Genomic DNA, 17,861 nt, shown 5'->3' with positions numbered 1-17,861 from the left:
TTCATGCTAGACTGCCAAAATACACTCCAATGATAATGGACCAATATGTCTGCTTTAGATTCAATACAGTGGAAACTTTTGCACTTTAACCAGCTTAGTCTTGATGAGCTTTACGAGATATTAAAGCTGCGGGTAGATGTGTTTGTTGTCGAGCAAAATTGTCCTTATCCAGAGCTTGATAATAAAGATAGGTTAGCCGATGTTAAACATCTTTTAGGGCTCAATTCACAGGGTGAACTTATTGCTTATACAAGAATATTACCCGCTGGAGTGAGTTACCCTGAAGCCAGTATTGGTCGAGTGATTATTGCTGAACAAGGTCGCGGCAAAGGGATTGCCCATGAGCTAATGCAGCGATCAATCGATGTGGTCAAAACTCAGTGGCCACAAACCAGTATCCAAATAGGCGCGCAACAGCATCTCAGTGACTTTTATCAGCAGCAGGGGTTTACTGTTAACTCTGAAATGTATTTAGAAGATGGGATCCCGCACATTGATATGCTGCTTAACTTGTAGCAATTTGATTAGAAAGTAAGCCATAAAAAAAGAGTGCCAAGGCACTCTTTTTATAGGGCAATAAAGTACTTAACTAACCATGAGGATGATTGTGACTAATGCTGTCATTGAGACTAAGACAGTCTTTGTGACTATTATTGAGACTGTGATTGAGACTATTATTGAGACTGTGATTGAGACTCATCACGTAACTTGATCTCTGGGCGTAGGTTAAGTTCGCCTTCAAAATCAATTGTCGCCAACTCTTTTTGTTGAGCAATGACTGCCAGAGGGCCTTCTGGCATCATTCTCACAAAAAGTAATCGGTAACCAAATCGGTTGAGATCATACAGCGCCATTTTTTGATCTGCTGTCATGAGTTCCCAATGGTGCTATTGATCGAGGGCTTCGCCTCTACGTTCACTGAGTGCATATGCGACTTGATTCATAATCAATTAGCCTGAATAATTATTTAGTTAACAAAACGACTATAAACAACCAATATGAGCAATTCAAACGTTTTGGATCAAAAAATAGAATAAAAAACAATCGCTATGCTCGTAATTCGTACAGGGCGTATTTAAAACAGAGCACTAAAAAGGGAAAAGTGTGATTAATTATATTGAACCCGTGTTTCGACCGCCATCAGAATGGAAGTCGCTGATCCTTCAAGTAACCAATGGTTGTAGCTGGAATCACTGCAGTTTTTGCGACATGTACACCCAAGAACAAAAAAAGTTTAGAGCAACTAAAGTTGAGCAGATTGAGCAAGATATATTAGCTGCTGCCGCGTCAGGTCATCCCATTTCTAGGGTGTTCTTGGCAGATGGTGATGCGATGACGTTGCCTTTTAAGCGATTAAAAGAAATATGCGAATTAATTAACACTCACTTACCTTCCGTGACGCGTATCAGTAGTTATTGCTTACCACGAAATTTGACCAATAAAACGGTCGAACAGTTGTCTGAACTACGTGATATGGGGCTGTCATTGCTTTATGTAGGCTGTGAAAGTGGCGATGACGAAGTACTCACTAAGATTAAAAAAGGTGAGGATTACGCAAGTTCCTTAGTAGCGCTTGAAAAAATCAAGCAAGCGGGCATGAAGTCGTCGGTGATGATTTTAATGGGACTTGGCGGTAAACAGTTATCGCAACAACATGCTAAAGCTTCAGCGAAATTAATGAATGCTGCCCAGCCTGATTACCTTTCGACTTTAGTGGTCACCTTACCCTTAGGCACTGAGAAAATGGATAGCGTGTTTGATGGTAAATTTGAATTACCTGATCAGCTTGGGCTGTTGAATGAGATGCAGACATTATTATCAGAGCTTGTGCTCACCAAGACCATTTTTAGATCCGATCACGCTTCTAATTATTTAGTGCTCAAAGGCGTACTTGGCAAGGATAAACAACAATTATTGAATCAAGTTTCTGATGCAATTACAGGGACTATTCCACTTCGCCAAGAATGGCAGCGAGGCTTATAAGCAACAAGCGCCTTAAGCTATTTACCTAAGGCGCTTGATTCAAACTAATGAATGTAAAATGTTAGTTTCCAGTTTGAGCATTGGCTTCAATTAAGGCATTTTTGAAGTCGTTTGCCCAGCGACGGTAAACCGTTTTGACATCTCCCCAATTAAATACTTGAGTGTTTTGACGCCATTGATCAAATCCCATCGCACGATCGGCAGCTTTCGCTAACACTTCGCCACTTTCAGCATCTTTAAGCACGGCTAATAACACCATCGAGCCTGAGCTTTGGGTGTATGTTTTACCTGATGAGTTAAAGCTTCTACGAGACTTTTCAATCGGAGCAGTTAAGCGAATATCGGTGACTGCAGTTTCAATGATTAATGTATTTGGCCCAGCTTGCGTGACTAACTCAAAAGGCTGCTCGCTATTAAACACATCGGCAACGGTCTTTGAAAATTGTAGCGCCATTTTATCTAATGACGCTTGAGGTAGGTCGTAGGTTGCGTTTAAACCGTCGCTTTGCCTATCAATTTTCGGTGCGCGATAATCATCAGGGTGATCGTTGGTGACCTTTGTCGGTTTAAAATACAGTTTACTGTATTGCTGCCAATTCACATTAGGTCTTGCATATGAAAGTGCGAGCTTTGAATTATCGACTTTAACTAAACCATCTTTAGTGGTTTCAGCATCAGGGCCTTGTTGCAGTGTCGCGGGTCCAGAGGCGCAGCCAATAAGGCTGAACAATATACTGGTCACTAGAATAGCTGGGTAAAACTGACGATTGCGCATATGATTAATCCCTTAAATAATACTGTTAGTAAATATGGCAGCTTAATCAAAAGAGTCAATCAAAGCATTAGTCTCTGTTAAGCTAAGATATCATGGTTAACTATTTTATCGTTGAGATACAAGGTTATAGCGTCATTAAAGTGGTAGTTGTAATAGCCAAGTAAGCTTGGTAAAAAGAGAATGAGTAGCAAAAGGAATGATAAATATGGATATTCGACTCGACGACCTCACAGGCGATGACGTAGCTAAGTTATTGACTGAGCATTTACAAGATATGTATGCGACTTCACCTGCCGACAGTGTACACGCATTAGATTTATCTAAACTGCGCCAACCTCATATCGACTTTTGGACTATTTGGGAAAACAACCAATTAGCGGGTTGTGGTGCGATTAATCGATATTCAGTAGAAGATGTTGAAATAAAATCTATGCGAGTATCGAGTGCATTTCGCCGCCGTGGTGTTGCAGCTACTTTATTGACCTTTATGCTCAATGAGGCTAAAGCTAGCGGGGCTAAAACAGTTAACTTAGAAACGGGCTCCATGGATTTTTTTATCCCAGCAAGAACGTTATATGCTCGCCATGGTTTTATTGAATGCGGCCCCTTTGCAGATTATAAAGCAGACGCTAATAGTGTGTTTATGACCCTGAGTTTATAAGCGAAATAAACGCACTATTAGCTGCTTTTATTATTCAAGATACGGCCTCTTCATCTTGGAAGATATCTTCAATTGTGAGCTTAAATAATCTTGCTGCTTTAAAGGCTAAAGGCAGACTCGGATCGAATTTACCTTTTTCAATCGCATTAACAGTCTGTCTGGATACATTCAATAAGTCAGCCAGTTGCGCCTGAGTTAAATTGTGCTCTGCCCTTAGCACTTTTAATCTGTTATTCATCGATATTTCCTATTACCCAATATAATGCCGACCATGTAGGTCAAACTCATGACGATGACAAGATGAGAAATTTCGGCATGAGCGTTGATTATCCCTGTTGTAGCTAGGGTTGAGTAACTAATACCCACAATTAATCCGACTCCAAGGCTCAAGCCCATGGCATTTAACTGAATTTTTTGTTGTAGCTCATCGAGAGAAGCGAGGTGTTGTTTATTGGCCCAGATCATACCGATACCCACCAAGAAGTTTCCTCCAATTGTAGCCACCGTGATGATGTCATTTTCAGGCCACAAAAAGATAGGCCCAAAGGTTGTTATTGCGAGCGTTATCACCCATGCTGCAGTCCATTTAGCTAATCGTATTGTGTTGATGCTGTTGCACTTTTTCCAATCATTATCCATTGAATCATTCATAGAACACCCTGTTAACCATTTTGATTTAAAATTAAACTTAACTTGTCTTTATGTAAAGTAAGCTTGACTTAAATATGTGCTTTAAAAATTAAAATGTCAAGTTTTAGCGACATTTTATCAAGTTGGCATGACATAGCTATAGGCGCTAGAGGGAACTATTTGACATTTTTGAAAGGGTGGGGAGTTATTAAGCTGCTAATCTATAAGCTATAAATCACTGAGCGAGTTATAACCATAACTCGCTCAGTGAGCGTAAGGGAGTGATCGACTAACGGTAGATTAATGTTGTAGGTGTATCTCTCTCACCGGACAAGGAATGGTAATGCTAGCGGTTTTTAATGCGCTAAAAATGGCTAAATTACTTTGATATTTATCTTCATAATAACTTTTAGTTGGTACCCAATAGCGCACACCAATTTCCATTCCTATGCTATTAAAGTCATTAATACCAACCTGTGGCGGACGAGACTGATTCACTTTCTCTTGAGACAATAATGCGTCAGTAATTAACGTAGTCACAATTTTGGGATCGGTTTCATAATCAATGTTGAACTTGGTTTCGACCAATTTGTATTCTTGAGAGTTATGTAAGATTTCACCAACAATGTGCTTATTAGGAATATGAATTAACTCGCCTTCTTCGTTAGTCAGAATCGTGAGTCCTAGTTGAATTTTTTGTACGACGCCTGACACGCCTTGGATCTCGATAGTGTTACCAATAACAAAAGGTCTAGTGACAATAATCGTCACGCCTGCAGCGTAATTGGCAAGCATGCCTTGTAACGCTAAACCAGCGCCCAATGAGGCAGCACCAATAGCGGCGACCATTGGCGTCACACTGATCCCGAGTTTGCCTAAACAAATAATCGATACCATGACTATGATGGTAATTCTGACAAGGTTTGAAACAAAGTTACCTAAAGTGACATCAATATTATGTTTTTCAAATTGATTGGTCACCACATCAGACATCTTGTTAGCTATCCAGATACCAATGAGCAAAATGATAATAGCACCAATTATTTGGAAGCTATATTGGACAATAAACTCTGTCAGCAACTCATAAACATTTTGCAGTTGAGCTAATTCTTGATCTAAGCCTGCTGGGGTCTCATTCATAATGATGGTCTTTTTATTAGATGAATAAACAGATAATCACTGATTATAGTGTTGTAATTAAGTGTTGTCTTGGGTTGTTTTTTAACGTTTTTACATAATTAGACTCACAAAATATTCATTAATCCTATTTCATTAATTTTAATGTCGTTAATACGTGAGATACCTCAAGTTTTTCAGGCTAGTTAATAGGTAGGGAATCTCATTAAGGTATAGTGCATTGCACCCTCTATTTGAAGACTTTTTCTATGATTAAGGCTTTAAACCCTAATTCAGGAATAACAAGATGAAAGCAATTTTATTTGTAGTAAGTTTATTTTTTATGACGACGGCACAAGCGAATGTGTTTGCTGTGAACGATAAAATTGAACCTGTGACGTTAGAAGATCAATTTGAACAACCGTTAGTGATTAACGAGCAAACCCAAGTTGTACTATTTAGCCGTGGTATGAAAGGTGGCGAATTCATCCAAGAAGCCTTAGAGGCAATTCCAGCAGAGAAAAAGCCTGAAAACTTGGCTTATATTGCTGATATCAGCGGCATGCCTTCACTAATTGCTCGTTTTGTTGCAATCCCAAAAATGAAAGATTTACCTTTTTCAATGGGGCTTGATCGTGAAGGTGAAGTGACCGCTTCTTGGCCTGCGGAAAAAGATATGGCAACAGTTATTGTATTAGATAAATTTACCGTAGTCAGCATTGAGAACTTTGACTCAAGTGACGCTATTGTTGAAGCAATCAGTAAGCAGTAATTCAACTCAAAAAGGCGACTTAATCTAGCCTAAAACTAAAGGACGCCTATGCGTCCTTTTTTGTTGCTTGCGTTACAAGGTTAACTCGTAAATGCTTACAGTAAATAAGCGAAATTACCGCTTACTGTTTTTTAAGCATGGTATAAATTTCTTCTTTTAAATGTAGCTTCTTCGACTTAAGGATTTTAAGTTCAGGTGTGGTGTCACTATTATAGTGCTTTTCATGATGCTTAATTTTTTCATCTAACTGATTGTGCTCATCAAAAATCCTAGAAAAATGTGCATTTGATGTTTTTAATTTACTGATTAAATCACGGTACTCTGGAAACATAGAACAACTCCTTTTCGTTACTGTTAACTTAAAATTACTCCCTCTTTTGCCTAGGTAACGTGACTAAGATCAACTATTGCTTGATTGGGTAAAATTGCCCTAAATGAACTAAAATTAGCTATTATTTTTTAGGTGGTTTATGGTGCGCTAAATTAGCTAACGATGTTTGCGCTTGTAAATTTGCCACGGCAATCGTTTTATAAATATCAAGATTTATGTGATCGAGTTAACCTTAACTGAGTGGATAGTGGGTTAAAGTCGACACAATTAGGATTTTATATTCAATAATGAAAGGGGTTTTCAACATGGCCGACGTATTTCACTTAGGTTTAACCAAGCAAATGCTTGATGGCGCAACTTTGGCAATTGTGCCTGGCGATCCAGAAAGAGTTAAGCGAATTGCTGAATTAATGGACAACGCGACTTTCTTAGCAAGTCACCGTGAATATACAACGTATCTTGCTTACATTGATGGCAAAGCTGTTGTGGTTTGCTCAACGGGTATTGGTGGTCCATCGACTTCAATTGCAGTAGAAGAATTAGCACAATTAGGTGTGACGACTTTCTTGCGAGTGGGTACAACGGGTGCGATTCAACCTGAAGTTAATGTGGGTGATGTGATTGTGACTCAAGCATCAGTGCGTTTAGACGGTGCAAGCTTGCACTTTGCGCCGCTTGAATTCCCAGCAGCAGCTGATTTTAATTGTACGACTGCTATGGTTGCAGCATGTCGCGATTATGGTTTAGAGCCTCATATAGGTATTACCGCTTCTTCAGATACTTTCTACCCAGGTCAAGAACGTTATGATACCGTTTCTGGTCGCGTGACAAGTCGCTTTGTAGGTTCTATGAAAGAGTGGCAGTCAATGGGCGTGCTTAACTATGAAATGGAATCAGCAACCTTATTCACTATGTGTGCTTCTCAAGGCTGGCGCGCAGCGTGTGTAGCGGGTGTTATCGTAAATCGTACTCAGCAAGAGATCCCTGATGAAGCGATGATGAAGAAAACCGAAGTCAGCGCAATTACCATCGTGGTTGATGCTGCTCGTAAGTTATTGGCTTAATATTATTAAGTCTAATTAGGGCCTGTTGATCTTTCAAGGTTGTTTTTGCAGCGAATTGTTGGCCATTTATACAAGGCAGAGACTTTGTGGTGTAGTTATTCTACATAAAAAGTCGATAACGCAGTAAAAATCGCCAACAAACGCTGCCCAAAGGGTTCGACTAAAAGCGTTTTACTCTTTGTTGGATGAATCTTGCTTAGATGACTAGGCATCAATCCATCCGCCTCAATTAAAACGCTTTTATTTCGAACAAAACTTAACCGGCAAAGTTCAACAGGCCCTAGTTAACTTATTGTAATTAAAGGTGCTTCGGCACCTTTTTTGTTGCCTTTTTTTTACGAATGATGAAGTATTTTTAATGTAAACCTAACCCTTCAACGAGGGAATGTGATTGCAATTTCATCGTTTTACTGTATTGTTGACATAATATGTCGCACTTAGCAGACATTATCGATAACGATTATCTGTCGTCATTGTTACTACTATTTTCATTAATATTTTTACTACTATGCCTTAGGCATTCCAACAGTTATCAAGTCTATACAATTCACGCTATCCCAACTAAAGAGGATGCCGAACAGGGTTTTATAGCTTAAAGGATTTTATGATAACGTTTTTACAGGGGGGTATATGGAGTTTTCAAATCCAACCAGCATTTGGTTAATTGTTGGTCTTATCTTAATGGTCGCGGAAATTATCGTTCCGGGCGGCATCGTAATCTTACTCGGCGCTGCATGTGTTATCGTCGCTGCAGCATTGTTTGCAGGGATTGTTGACGGCGCAACACAAAGCTTTACTTTATGGTTTATTACGTCAATCGTGTTGTTACTGAGTTTTCGCCATATCACTCAAAAAATGATTGGTGGTGATGCTCATGTGGATAATACCGATGAAGAAATGGATTTATATAATCAAGTTGTCACGGTAAAAGCGGATATTGGCCCCGGTGAACATGAAGGACGCGTGACGTTCTCTGGCACTGAATGGCCTGCTTTAGGTGATGGCACCGAGATCAAATCAGGCAGCAAAGTGCGTATTATATGTCGTGAGAATATCGGATTGATTGTTGAGCCTTACGTTGAATCAGAACCCGAAACACCGAATTAAAGTGTTATTGCGCTTTAACACTAATCGAATTTAAGTAAAAACCATATTTACAAAAGGAAGGGGAAGTATGTTTGAACTAACCATCGCATTTTTATTTATCATGTTTATTCTTTATAAACTGATGTTGATAGTGCCTATGCGTGAGGTCAATGTGATCGAACGTTTAGGAAAATTTAGAACCGTACTAAAACCTGGATTTCATTTCTTAGTGCCATTTGTGGATCGCGTTGCTTACCGTCACGATACACGTGAAGAAGTATTAGATGTCCCGCCACAAAGCTGTATTTCAAAAGATAACACCCAGCTAGAAGTTGATGGCTTAGTGTATTTAAAAGTCATGGACGGTAAGTTAGCCAGTTATGGTATTGAGAATTACCGCCGCGCTGCCGTTAACCTTGCACAAACCACCATGCGTTCAGAGATTGGTAAATTGACCTTGTCGCAAACCTTTTCAGAACGTGACAGCTTAAACGAATCTATCGTTCGTGAGATTGACAAGGCATCCGATCCTTGGGGGATCAAAGTACTGCGTTACGAGATCAAAAACATTACCCCTTCGATTCACGTTATCCATACGCTTGAAAAGCAAATGGAAGCCGAGCGTCGTAAACGTGCTGAGATTACCTTAGCTAATGCTGAAAAAGACGCGATGATTAATATTTCGCAAGGTGAACGCCAAGAGGCAATTAACTTGTCCGAAGGGCAAAAACAGAAACGAATTAATGAAGCAGTAGGCTCGGGTCAGCAGATAACGATTATTGCTCAAGCTAAATCTGAAGGCATGAATATGATTTGTACCGCCCTTGATAATGAAGGCGGTAATGATGCAATGAATATGATGCTTAAAGAGCAGTTCATCAGCCAAGTCGGTAATATCTTGTCTGAATCTCAAGTGTCGATTGTCCCGGCTGAAATGGCCAAGCTTGAAGGCTTCTTTGAGGGCATGGAGCAAGTGACTCACGCGGTAGCTAAAGCACCGGCAGCAACAAAAGGAGCACGTTAATATGTTAAATGGAATTGATACCGATTTTGTTGTGATGATTATTTGGGGCGCGATATTTCTCATTTTCGTGTTAAAGCTGTTTCAATCTATTCGCTTAGTACCGACTAAATCGGCCTATATTGTTGAGCGTTTAGGTAAGTATCACAGCACCTTAGATGCAGGCTTTCACGCACTGGTGCCGTTTATCGATAAAGTGGCTTATATACATGACTTGAAAGAAGAAACCATTGATGTGCCACCACAAGAATGTTTCTCAAGTGATGAAGTGAATGTTGAAGTGGATGGAGTGATTTATATTTCAGTCACTGATCCTGTTAAAGCGAGCTATGGTATTACTGATTACCGTTACGCGGCGATTCAGCTAGCACAAACCACCACACGTTCAGTGATTGGTACGCTTGATTTAGACCGCACCTTTGAAGAACGTGACGTCATTTCGGCTAAAGTGGTTGAAGTACTCGATGAAGCGGGGGCCATGTGGGGCATTCGAGTTCATCGCTATGAAATCAAGAATATTACTCCACCAGAAACCGTTAAAAATGCCATGGAAATGCAAGTGAACGCCGAGCGTGAGCGCCGTGCATTACTGGCAAGAAGTGAAGGTGATAAGCAAAGTAAAATCAACCGTTCTGAAGGTATCATGACTGAAACCATTAACCGCTCAGAAGGTGAAATGCAGCGTATTGTCAACGAAGCTGAAGGTAAAGCTGAGGAAATTTTAACCCTTGCTAAAGCAACAGCAGAGTCGATTGAAAAGTTGGCTGTAGTGATTTCAAAACCGGGTGGTCAAAGTGCGCTGCGCCTGCAACTCGGTGAGCAGTACTTTAAACAACTGGGTGGCTTAAGCGACAAAGACAACCGTGTGGTCTTACCCGGCAGTATGATTAACTTCGACTACTGGTTAAATAGTATGGGTCTTGAAGACGAAAAGAAGAAGTAGCTTTCAGCTGCTTTGGTTAACTCAAAACGCTGAGTATTAAGTTAACCTAGATAAAATAAACTAAAAGAGGCTAGCACTGCGCTAGCCTCTTTTTTTATCGTTAAAGCGGGTATTACGATTAACCTTTACTATCAAACGAAGCCTTTGCGAAATCAATGAGATAACGTTATGTTTAATTAACTGGCTGCTGCCTTGTTATGTTTTAACTTATCACTGATGGAATTTGATGAAACCTAAGATTTTGCATTGTGTCGATGACCCTAACATGGGCGGCGTTAATTTTGCGCTGCAAAGCCTGTGTGGCTCCACGTTGCAAGATGACTTTGCATTCGATATTCAATATATCGATTTTTCAACGCCTGTGAATATCAATAGCGATGCCGACATTATCTGCCTTCATGGGGCATCAAACTGGCGAAACCTGCTCAACATTATTCAGTTTAAATGGCGTCATCGAAACGCCACATTTGTGCTGCAAGAGCATCATTACAGCGCCGCTTTTGTCAGTGAACAAATAAAATCTCCCAAGCGTTTTTATTTAATGCTGAAGTTGAATTATTGGCTGATGGATAAAGTCATCGCCATCGCACCTTCACAGCAACAATGGATGCTAGAACATAAGCTTATTTCTCAGCAAAAAATTGCTTTATTAGGGCAGGGTCGAGACTTAACTCGTTTTACCGCCAGTGATATCGCTAGTCAAATCCCTAACAAAATCCCTAACAAAATCCCTAACAAAAGCCCTAGCAAAAGCCAAGATAAGCTAAACGCTAATGAGACTCCGGTGTTAGCCGCTTATGGCCGATTTCACCCTCAAAAAGGCTTTGATTTACTAATTAAAGCCATGCAGCAGGTGAAGTCACCGTGTCGATTATTGTTAGCTGGAGAAGGTGAGCAACTCGACGAGCTTAACGCGTTAGCAGCAAAGGTAACTAATGTTGAAATTGTCGGTAAAATAGATGATGTCCCCAGTTTTTTACAAGCCTGTGATGCCGTCATTATCCCGTCAAGATGGGAGCCATTTGGGCTGATATTCATTGAATCACTAGCAATGAATAAACCGATTATTTCAAGCCAAGTGGATGGCTTAGGCGATCAAATTAACCAGCATGCAGAACATCACCTTATTGATGATGGCCATCAATCTGCGATAACAACTATCGCAGAGCCTATTTCAGCTGATTCGATTGCAGATGCCATTAATCATTTTTTATCTCAAACAGCAGCAACTTCCTTGGTGGATGCTCAAGCGACAGAAGAATGCCAAGTCGTTGCAGACAGCCAAGTTACGGCTGTTGGCTCTGTCGACTCCAATCCTGACTACATTGAACAGTGGCAAGCCCTGCAATGGCTTGAGCTACAACAAGCATGGAAAAGTTTGTTTAAGCAGCTTTTAGAAGACAAGAAGGAAAGTCAGTAATAGAAAAGAAGTTAAGCCGCCCTAACGATTTTAAAGGCGATTAATTACTATGATATGCCGATTAACCAAGGTAGCGCAGCCCCTAAACCTACAGAAAACAAGCCAAGTATAAATTTTATGTGATTCATGTAACTACATTTTGAGTACATAAATACCCCAATGAAAAAGGCCAAAAACGACCAGATAATCGAACCGATAAAATATAACTGCAAAGCACTTTGATTAACTGAACCTGTATAAGCAGGGCCTGCAATAACGTTCAAAAGCAGTGCTACTAGCAAACCTAAAACAGGTAAAAAGCCAAGCATAAAAATTTGTTTATTGATCATCCATTTATTCATTATTGAATCCATTCAATTAAAAGGAAATATTTACACTACAGACAATAACTAGCTGGTCAAATTAAGCGGCGAAAGAAGAGTAGGTAACTGTTCTATGGGTTAAATTTTTTACTGTGCGGCTTCTTTATTGATGCCCCGAAAATACTTACCTAAACAAAATGCAGCTAAAACAGTGATGACATCAATAGGGAAATTAATCATCCACATAGGAGAAATAAATAACTCTCCTAGCAGTAATAAAGTCATCGTGAAACTTAGCAATGAACAAGCTGAAAAGGATAACGCTAAGTGAAGGATTGTTCGGTTAACCTGTTGTTTAGCATAGATGGTTAAAATGAAAATACTTAAGAGCGCAGATGGTAGTTTTTGATAAATAAGTAGTTCATTTAAAGATTTAGGTGAATAATAATCTACTCCCCAAAGTACTGATAGTAATGTACTTAATCCTGTTTGAGCGATAACAAGAATAAAGCAATATTGTATAATACGAATCCAATTCATAGCTATCCTTGCCACATATCGTCTGTTAATTAGGTGCATCACAGTAAGCAAGTTAATGAACTCTTATAGTCCTTGCTTAATATCCTGTTAGCTGGTTTCTAGTTTACTGAACATTTGCTAGAAATTTTAATTTTGAGTTCGCCAACGGTTTTAATAAAAGGTCGAATTGAACAGAAACCAGCAGCAATAAGACCCATTGAGCCATAATTTAATGGCAAACCGACCTCTTCTGACATGATGTTGTAACCAACCAAATATCCAATGTTATAAACTGCACCAATAATGACAAGGGGCAGAATAAGTAAGAATGCCCAAAAACGAATTTCTGACAATGAATCCATAACTAATCCTTTAGATTTATATTTTTGCAGCTAATGCCCAATTAACGGGCTAATACTTAGGTAGCTGCCCACTGTTTGTTGCATAATCTCTACCAACTCACTATCCATATATTGATAATCATCAGGAATATCTAATACTTGAATATCTTTATAATTTAGTAGCCTCGTAAATTCAGCTTTAAGCTTGTTTTTATGCTTTTCTTCCATAACAAAAATCACGTCTGCCCATTGAATATCTTTGACGTTTACTGTTCTTTTAGCTTTAGGGCTCGTACCAGCTGATCTAACGTTTAGTTCGGGGTGGTTCTTCCAAACTTGCTCTCCAGTAGGACTACGCCATTGATTACGACTACATATGAAGAGGATTTTTTTCACATTACTGTCCTCAATTGGCATTTCATAATCTAATTTTTGTCTCAATGTTATTGGAGGGTAATCAATCCCTAATTGTTTAGCTCGTTTTAATTTTTTCGAGCGAATGTACATAAGCTTCCAGTTTTTCTCTGGAGTAAATTGCTTCTCAATATGTCCATCTTCTTTGAGTTTTTTACATTCTTTCTTTGCCTGTCTCCAAGCTTTATTTCTGTCGTTATCCATAATTCTCATCAATTTATCGGGTTCAGCAGCCGCAATAATACGGTGAGATTTGGTGCGGAGCTTAAAGCCCCTAACAGCTTATTAAACGGCTCGCCTTATGAAGTCGGCGGCTTAAGTTATTGATTAATATCATCCTATATTTTTTATCTGATTGATATAAGTACTAATTTATTTTTACAGCTTAAAATTAAACAGGCTTTCCTGATAAAGGTTGCTGCAAAATAATGATCAATTTTTTAAATTGATTATTATGATAGCGTTAGAGTTAGCTACCTTGTTTCATTGTCTAGCGATGTTTGGAGTAGCTCAAAGTCGTGGCGCTTCGCCCACACCTGACGAAAGGGAAACAACAGCATTTCCCTTCTCGCTGATTAATATATAAAGAGTTCTGCCGCCCCAACGAAATTACTCTTTCAAAGCGAGTAAGCTTCATGCTTATTCGAAAATAGCTAACGATTCCGATAGGCCATCCATGGCCAAACGAAAGCTAGCCTGACGTCCTGTCAGGCTTACGCCATTTTCTTCAACACATTTCAGCAATTTCAATGGGGATCATTGAGCCTGCAAGTTCGCTTGTTGTTCTTAATTTTTAGGAAGTTATTTGTATTTAATATGCTTTTGATCTTCTTTGAGTGTTCAATTTTCTTGCTTACCTCAATTCAAATTGAACATTCCTAGTTTTAAAAAATACTCTATGAATTTGCTAAAACAAATGAATCTTCGGGCTCAATAGACTCCGTTGGAAGTGTCCGAATGCGTTGAGCTAATTTGCGTGATGGAGGCAGGACGCCGACATAGCCTCAGTTGAGCCAGGGATGGCGAATCTGAGGCGATAGCAAATTCGCTCATTTAGCATGAGGAACAACACTTCGTCGGAGCGGCAAGGGATATCGAAAAGGGAAATGCTGTTGTTTCCCTTTCGTCTGGGGTGGGCGAAGCGCCACGACGTTGACCTTAATCCAAACAGAGTTTGGAAAGTAACTGAGCAGCTGCAATCTAGTGCGGGTGAAGCGCCACGACTTTAACCTTAATCCAAACGGAGTTTGGAAATATAGGAACACCTCGACTTTAATCCAAACAAAGTTTGGAACAATACATATCGAACTAATTCAAACCATTTCAACCTTAAAAATCACAAACTCTCACATTCAGAATGCGTTGCAGAATGCATTTATAAAACAATAAATAATTCCATAAACCAACTAAGCTTATGTATTTGTTCGGTAATTAAAGTTGGCACTCACTGTGCATTATCAAGTTACATCCTGATAATGAATAGCGAGATGCAATATGAAAATACCGACACAACAAACCGTAAACGCCAATGCTTTGAACGCTAAGATGATCAAAATTTTAAGCTTCAGTAGCATTGCTATTGGTACTAGCATGGCATTGTTTAGTGCCAATACCTATGCTGCCGAAGCTTTTGAAGCGTGTCCAACTGAAGCCTTTATTGTACAAACACCATCGGGTGTGCCAAAAACCTTCGGGGTTGAATTAGGCACAGGTAGTTACACCGTGTTGTCACCTGATATGGGGCTTACTAAGTCACTTAATGGTGTGGGTTTCAGTTATCTAGATAATTATCTATATGGCTGGGATTATGAACATGGCACTGTGGGTAAAGTGGGTGAGGATTATCAAGTTGAACCACTAACTATCGTAAAAGACAGTTCAGCTGCTGCAGCTGGAAATTTCTATGTTGGTGACGTCGCGATCAATGAAAACGTATGGTACGGCTACCGTAAAAATAAAGGCTTATTTACTGTCCCGCTTGATGGTAACGATCACCCAATGAACATTGTCCCAGGTAGTAAATCCAATGCCACCTACAACGTAACAGATTTTGCCTTTCATCCAAGCAACGGTTTTTTGTATGCCGTGACTAACGGGAGTACAGGTAAATTAATCAAAATTGACCCAAGCACAGGTGCAGCAGAAACCATTGCAACGGTTATTACTAAAAGCAGTGGTAGCTTTACTTTTGGCGCACAATTTTTTGACCCCGACGGTAACCTTTATTTAAGTAACAACGGCGACGGTAACGTGTATAAAGTCAACGTTGATAGTGACAACCCCGCTGCTGAACTCTTCTCTTATGGTCCGTCATCAACCTCTAATGATGGTGCTCGTTGTGCACTTGCTGAAGTCCCAGTGGGTGACAGTGTCGACTTTGGTGACGCACCTGACAGCTACGGCACCTTGATTGACTCAAATGGTGCTCGCCACGGTATTGTTGCTGGCATGTCGTTAGGTAGCTTAGTAGACAATGAATCCGATGGGTACCCAGCGCCACTTTCTGATGATGAAAGTGATGGCATTGATGATGATGACGGTATCAGCATGCCTACAGGGTTTGAGATTGGTGAAAGTGCCATGTTGATTGTCACCACCCAAGGCGATGCTGCCTTTTTAAATGGCTGGATTGATTGGAACCAAAATGGCGAATTCGATACTGATGAAAAAGTCATTGCAGCGCGTTCAGTCAATGCGGGCACCACTACGTTATCAATTGATGTTCCAAACTGGGCTACAACAGGTGATACATGGGCTCGCTTCCGTCTCAGTTCGGTGGCGGACATTCTGCCAACAGGTGGTGTGAGCGATGGTGAGGTAGAGGATTATCCAATTACTGTTACCGAAACCGGTATCACTATCAGCTACTACCCATCGTCTTCTGAATACACCACGTTAGCTTATGAGGATTTATACCCATATCAAGGCGATTTTGATATGAACGATGTGGTCATGCAGCTACGTATTAGCCAGTTTAGTAAAAATGATATGGTTCGCCGAGTGGCGTTTGATGCACAGCTAGTGGCAATGGGTGCAGCCTACCACAATGGTTTTGCGGTGCAGTTACCTGATATTGGCCGCGGTAATGTGCAAGAGTCTGCGATTGACTGGAGTATGCAAGGGGTTAAACAAACCACCTCGCCGTTAGAAGCAGGCCAAACTAACGCAGTGTTGTTATTCAGTGAAGATTTATGGCAACACGCCACACCCGGTAATGACTGTTTATACTTCAGAACCGAACCAGGTTGCGGCACCCAATATCGCGCAACTTGGCAGATGACCGTACCCTTTGTTGACTCTGTTCATGTTGATGATATGCCAGAGTTTCCCTATGACCCATTTATTTTTGCAACCCCAGGAACTGACCATAGTTTAGCGGCTAAAAATATTACTGATGGTCAAAACCCGGGTCGTAAATTAGAAATTCATCTAAAAAACAAAGCACCAACAGACTTATTCGATACGCGCTTTTTAGGCATGCACGACGATGCTTCTGCCGCTTCGCAAGGGCATTATTTCCAAGATGAAAATGGCATGAGCTGGGCAATAGAAGTACCAGATACATGGCAGCATCCTGCAGAAAACCAACGTGTTGATAGTGCTTATATTGAGTTTATTGAGTTTGCAGCAGATGAGTCAGGTGAAACCAAGCCATATTGGTATTTAAATGCAACTGACTCGTTAATTTTCAAAGACTAATGACGCTATTGCAGCAAATCAATTTAACTCAATTAAGCAGTAAACGGAATTTAAGGTGAATACGATGAAAACATTAACTCAACAAGCTAAAAACCTGAAAAATCAAGGTTTCGGTATTAAAAGCACTAGCGTTGCAATGGCAATGTTACTGACACAATTAACCGCTTGTGGTGGTGGGGGAGACGATAGTTCTCCAGAACCAGTAGCGTCAACACCAACGACTACGACTACACCAACGACGCCTACCACCCCGACAACACCGGAGACGCCAGTTGACCCAGATCCTGAAACACCGCCAACGGAGCCAACGCCTCCAGCAACTTCGATTGATGACTTAGTTGTGGATGCAGACTTTGACTTACAAGCGGCATTCACGCTAGCGATTGATGTGGCGCTTGATTCAACCCAGCGAGGTTACTTCTCATTGTGTGACCAATTTGAGCAAAATGGTGCTGAGGTTACGGTGAACTTTGAATCGTGTTTATTACGTGGTGCATTAGATGAAGGCAGTTTATCTGAAGCACTATTGGTGGCAAACCATCAACAAAACTTAGTCGCTGTGGTGTGGTTTTATGATGGTTCAGATCCTGTTTATCAGATGTGGTCATATGATATGGAAGCTGAGGAACAGTCTCTTACTATTGATTAAAGCATGATCGACTAAGTTGATTAGCTAAGTTGATTAGCTAAGTTGATTAGCTAAGTTGATTAGCTAAGTTGATTAGCTAAGTTGATTAGCTAAGTTGATTAGCTAAGTTGATTAGCTAAGTTGATTAGCTAAGTT

At 40.2% G+C, this 17,861-nt stretch carries 21 protein-coding genes and 1 pseudogene; 11 read left to right on the top strand and 11 right to left on the bottom strand.

Features of this window, described 5'->3' with window-relative positions:
- Nucleotides 1-45 precede the first annotated feature (45 nt).
- Nucleotides 46-516, top strand: coding sequence for a GNAT family N-acetyltransferase (locus tag L2737_RS20835; RefSeq protein WP_248956983.1), 471 nt, complete (start codon nt 46-48; stop codon nt 514-516).
- A gap of 158 nt (nt 517-674) precedes the next feature.
- Here L2737_RS20835 and L2737_RS20830 read toward each other — a convergent pair whose 3' ends face one another.
- Nucleotides 675-872, bottom strand: coding sequence for a hypothetical protein (locus L2737_RS20830; protein WP_248956981.1), 198 nt, complete (start codon nt 870-872; stop codon nt 675-677).
- Between the two features lie 232 nt (nt 873-1,104).
- Here L2737_RS20830 and L2737_RS20825 point away from each other — a divergent pair, with 232 nt between their 5' ends.
- Nucleotides 1,105-1,983 (top strand): radical SAM protein, encoded by an 879-nt coding sequence (locus L2737_RS20825; RefSeq protein ID WP_248956980.1) that lies wholly within the window; start codon nt 1,105-1,107, stop codon nt 1,981-1,983.
- A gap of 61 nt (nt 1,984-2,044) precedes the next feature.
- Here L2737_RS20825 and L2737_RS20820 read toward each other — a convergent pair whose 3' ends face one another.
- Nucleotides 2,045-2,758 carry a DUF3313 family protein gene (locus L2737_RS20820; RefSeq protein WP_248956979.1) on the bottom strand — a complete coding sequence of 238 codons (714 nt, stop codon included), beginning with the start codon at nt 2,756-2,758 and terminating at the stop codon, nt 2,045-2,047.
- 205 nt (nt 2,759-2,963) lie between these two features.
- Here L2737_RS20820 and L2737_RS20815 point away from each other — a divergent pair, with 205 nt between their 5' ends.
- Complete coding sequence (locus L2737_RS20815) at nt 2,964-3,419, top strand: GNAT family N-acetyltransferase (RefSeq protein ID WP_102526422.1); 456 nt, start codon at nt 2,964-2,966, stop codon at nt 3,417-3,419.
- Nucleotides 3,420-3,453: 34 nt separating this feature from the next.
- Here the strand turns inward: L2737_RS20815 and L2737_RS20810 are convergent, their stop codons facing one another.
- From L2737_RS20810 to L2737_RS20800, 3 genes are all read right to left on the bottom strand, one after another.
- On the bottom strand, nt 3,454-3,657 hold the full coding sequence (locus L2737_RS20810; RefSeq protein WP_102526423.1) for a helix-turn-helix transcriptional regulator: 204 nt from the start codon (nt 3,655-3,657) through the stop codon (nt 3,454-3,456).
- A complete protein-coding gene (locus L2737_RS20805; protein WP_229372340.1) occupies nt 3,654-4,070 on the bottom strand; it encodes a hypothetical protein in 417 nt (138 codons plus the stop codon). The genes L2737_RS20810 and L2737_RS20805 overlap by 4 nt, the downstream gene beginning before the upstream one ends.
- Nucleotides 4,071-4,349: 279 nt before the next feature.
- Nucleotides 4,350-5,189 (bottom strand): mechanosensitive ion channel family protein, encoded by an 840-nt coding sequence (locus L2737_RS20800; protein ID WP_248956978.1) that lies wholly within the window; start codon nt 5,187-5,189, stop codon nt 4,350-4,352.
- Between the two features lie 283 nt (nt 5,190-5,472).
- Here L2737_RS20800 and L2737_RS20795 point away from each other — a divergent pair, with 283 nt between their 5' ends.
- On the top strand, nt 5,473-5,937 hold the full coding sequence (locus L2737_RS20795; protein WP_229372338.1) for a hypothetical protein: 465 nt from the start codon (nt 5,473-5,475) through the stop codon (nt 5,935-5,937).
- 121 nt (nt 5,938-6,058) lie between these two features.
- Here L2737_RS20795 and L2737_RS20790 read toward each other — a convergent pair whose 3' ends face one another.
- Complete coding sequence (locus tag L2737_RS20790) at nt 6,059-6,268, bottom strand: HP1242/YdcH family protein (RefSeq protein WP_102526427.1); 210 nt, start codon at nt 6,266-6,268, stop codon at nt 6,059-6,061.
- Between the two features lie 305 nt (nt 6,269-6,573).
- Here L2737_RS20790 and udp point away from each other — a divergent pair, with 305 nt between their 5' ends.
- Complete coding sequence (udp, locus tag L2737_RS20785) at nt 6,574-7,332, top strand: uridine phosphorylase (protein ID WP_248956977.1); 759 nt, start codon at nt 6,574-6,576, stop codon at nt 7,330-7,332.
- Between the two features lie 11 nt (nt 7,333-7,343).
- Here udp and L2737_RS22570 read toward each other — a convergent pair.
- A pseudogene (locus L2737_RS22570) lies at nt 7,344-7,544 on the bottom strand (hypothetical protein).
- Between the two features lie 418 nt (nt 7,545-7,962).
- On the opposite strand from L2737_RS22570, the gene L2737_RS20775 reads away from it, so the two are divergent.
- The 4 genes from L2737_RS20775 to L2737_RS20760 all read left to right on the top strand — a co-directional run bounded on the left by L2737_RS20775 (nt 7,963) and on the right by L2737_RS20760 (nt 11,802).
- Nucleotides 7,963-8,439: an NfeD family protein gene (locus tag L2737_RS20775; RefSeq protein WP_102526429.1), complete on the top strand. Its 477-nt coding sequence runs from the start codon at nt 7,963-7,965 to the stop codon at nt 8,437-8,439.
- Nucleotides 8,440-8,506: 67 nt separating this feature from the next.
- Entirely contained in the window at nt 8,507-9,442 is a 936-nt protein-coding gene (locus L2737_RS20770; protein WP_248956976.1) for an SPFH domain-containing protein, read from the top strand.
- A gap of 1 nt (nt 9,443) precedes the next feature.
- Nucleotides 9,444-10,382 (top strand): SPFH domain-containing protein, encoded by a 939-nt coding sequence (locus L2737_RS20765; RefSeq protein ID WP_102526431.1) that lies wholly within the window; start codon nt 9,444-9,446, stop codon nt 10,380-10,382.
- A 226-nt stretch (nt 10,383-10,608) separates the two neighbouring features.
- The gene (locus L2737_RS20760; RefSeq protein WP_248956975.1) at nt 10,609-11,802 is read left to right on the top strand and encodes a glycosyltransferase family 4 protein; all 1,194 of its coding nucleotides are present in this window, start codon (nt 10,609-10,611) and stop codon (nt 11,800-11,802) included.
- 47 nt (nt 11,803-11,849) lie between these two features.
- Here L2737_RS20760 and L2737_RS20755 read toward each other — a convergent pair whose 3' ends face one another.
- From L2737_RS20755 to L2737_RS20740, 4 genes are all read right to left on the bottom strand, one after another.
- The gene (locus L2737_RS20755; RefSeq protein WP_248956974.1) at nt 11,850-12,131 is read right to left on the bottom strand and encodes a hypothetical protein; all 282 of its coding nucleotides are present in this window, start codon (nt 12,129-12,131) and stop codon (nt 11,850-11,852) included.
- Nucleotides 12,132-12,251: 120 nt separating this feature from the next.
- Nucleotides 12,252-12,644 carry a hypothetical protein gene (locus tag L2737_RS20750; protein WP_248956973.1) on the bottom strand — a complete coding sequence of 131 codons (393 nt, stop codon included), beginning with the start codon at nt 12,642-12,644 and terminating at the stop codon, nt 12,252-12,254.
- Nucleotides 12,645-12,742: 98 nt separating this feature from the next.
- Nucleotides 12,743-12,985, bottom strand: a complete 243-nt coding sequence (locus L2737_RS20745) for a hypothetical protein (RefSeq protein ID WP_248956972.1) — start codon at nt 12,983-12,985, stop codon at nt 12,743-12,745.
- Nucleotides 12,986-13,015: 30 nt separating this feature from the next.
- On the bottom strand, nt 13,016-13,582 hold the full coding sequence (locus tag L2737_RS20740) for a low molecular weight protein tyrosine phosphatase family protein (protein WP_248956971.1): 567 nt from the start codon (nt 13,580-13,582) through the stop codon (nt 13,016-13,018).
- 1,290 nt (nt 13,583-14,872) lie between these two features.
- On the opposite strand from L2737_RS20740, the gene L2737_RS20735 reads away from it, so the two are divergent.
- Both L2737_RS20735 and L2737_RS20730 read left to right on the top strand, forming a co-directional pair.
- Nucleotides 14,873-17,077, top strand: a complete 2,205-nt coding sequence (locus L2737_RS20735) for an LruC domain-containing protein (RefSeq protein WP_248956970.1) — start codon at nt 14,873-14,875, stop codon at nt 17,075-17,077.
- A 64-nt stretch (nt 17,078-17,141) separates the two neighbouring features.
- On the top strand, nt 17,142-17,726 hold the full coding sequence (locus L2737_RS20730; protein ID WP_248956969.1) for a hypothetical protein: 585 nt from the start codon (nt 17,142-17,144) through the stop codon (nt 17,724-17,726).
- Nucleotides 17,727-17,861 lie beyond the last annotated feature (135 nt).

This window comes from Shewanella electrodiphila (assembly GCF_023283985.1).
In the GTDB taxonomy this organism is placed as follows: domain Bacteria; phylum Pseudomonadota; class Gammaproteobacteria; order Enterobacterales; family Shewanellaceae; genus Shewanella; species Shewanella electrodiphila.
Note: the sequence above shows the minus strand (reverse complement) of the source record. Positions and strands in the feature narration are given on the sequence as shown.

What these genes read in the sequence shown, in the direction of transcription:
- L2737_RS20835 (WP_248956983.1), top strand. Translation starts at nt 46, where the DNA reads ATGTCTGCTTTAGATTCAATACAGTGGAAACTTTTGCACTTTAACCAG.
- L2737_RS20830 (WP_248956981.1), bottom strand. Translation starts at nt 872, where the DNA reads ATGACAGCAGATCAAAAAATGGCGCTGTATGATCTCAACCGATTTGGT.
- L2737_RS20820 (WP_248956979.1), bottom strand. Translation starts at nt 2,758, where the DNA reads ATGCGCAATCGTCAGTTTTACCCAGCTATTCTAGTGACCAGTATATTG.
- L2737_RS20815 (WP_102526422.1), top strand. Translation starts at nt 2,964, where the DNA reads ATGGATATTCGACTCGACGACCTCACAGGCGATGACGTAGCTAAGTTA.
- L2737_RS20810 (WP_102526423.1), bottom strand. Translation starts at nt 3,657, where the DNA reads ATGAATAACAGATTAAAAGTGCTAAGGGCAGAGCACAATTTAACTCAG.
- L2737_RS20805 (WP_229372340.1), bottom strand. Translation starts at nt 4,070, where the DNA reads ATGAATGATTCAATGGATAATGATTGGAAAAAGTGCAACAGCATCAAC.
- L2737_RS20800 (WP_248956978.1), bottom strand. Translation starts at nt 5,189, where the DNA reads ATGAATGAGACCCCAGCAGGCTTAGATCAAGAATTAGCTCAACTGCAA.
- L2737_RS20795 (WP_229372338.1), top strand. Translation starts at nt 5,473, where the DNA reads ATGAAAGCAATTTTATTTGTAGTAAGTTTATTTTTTATGACGACGGCA.
- L2737_RS20790 (WP_102526427.1), bottom strand. Translation starts at nt 6,268, where the DNA reads ATGTTTCCAGAGTACCGTGATTTAATCAGTAAATTAAAAACATCAAAT.
- udp (WP_248956977.1), top strand. Translation starts at nt 6,574, where the DNA reads ATGGCCGACGTATTTCACTTAGGTTTAACCAAGCAAATGCTTGATGGC.
- L2737_RS20775 (WP_102526429.1), top strand. Translation starts at nt 7,963, where the DNA reads ATGGAGTTTTCAAATCCAACCAGCATTTGGTTAATTGTTGGTCTTATC.
- L2737_RS20770 (WP_248956976.1), top strand. Translation starts at nt 8,507, where the DNA reads ATGTTTGAACTAACCATCGCATTTTTATTTATCATGTTTATTCTTTAT.
- L2737_RS20765 (WP_102526431.1), top strand. Translation starts at nt 9,444, where the DNA reads ATGTTAAATGGAATTGATACCGATTTTGTTGTGATGATTATTTGGGGC.
- L2737_RS20760 (WP_248956975.1), top strand. Translation starts at nt 10,609, where the DNA reads ATGAAACCTAAGATTTTGCATTGTGTCGATGACCCTAACATGGGCGGC.
- L2737_RS20755 (WP_248956974.1), bottom strand. Translation starts at nt 12,131, where the DNA reads ATGATCAATAAACAAATTTTTATGCTTGGCTTTTTACCTGTTTTAGGT.
- L2737_RS20750 (WP_248956973.1), bottom strand. Translation starts at nt 12,644, where the DNA reads ATGAATTGGATTCGTATTATACAATATTGCTTTATTCTTGTTATCGCT.
- L2737_RS20745 (WP_248956972.1), bottom strand. Translation starts at nt 12,985, where the DNA reads ATGGATTCATTGTCAGAAATTCGTTTTTGGGCATTCTTACTTATTCTG.
- L2737_RS20740 (WP_248956971.1), bottom strand. Translation starts at nt 13,582, where the DNA reads ATGGATAACGACAGAAATAAAGCTTGGAGACAGGCAAAGAAAGAATGT.
- L2737_RS20735 (WP_248956970.1), top strand. Translation starts at nt 14,873, where the DNA reads ATGAAAATACCGACACAACAAACCGTAAACGCCAATGCTTTGAACGCT.
- L2737_RS20730 (WP_248956969.1), top strand. Translation starts at nt 17,142, where the DNA reads ATGAAAACATTAACTCAACAAGCTAAAAACCTGAAAAATCAAGGTTTC.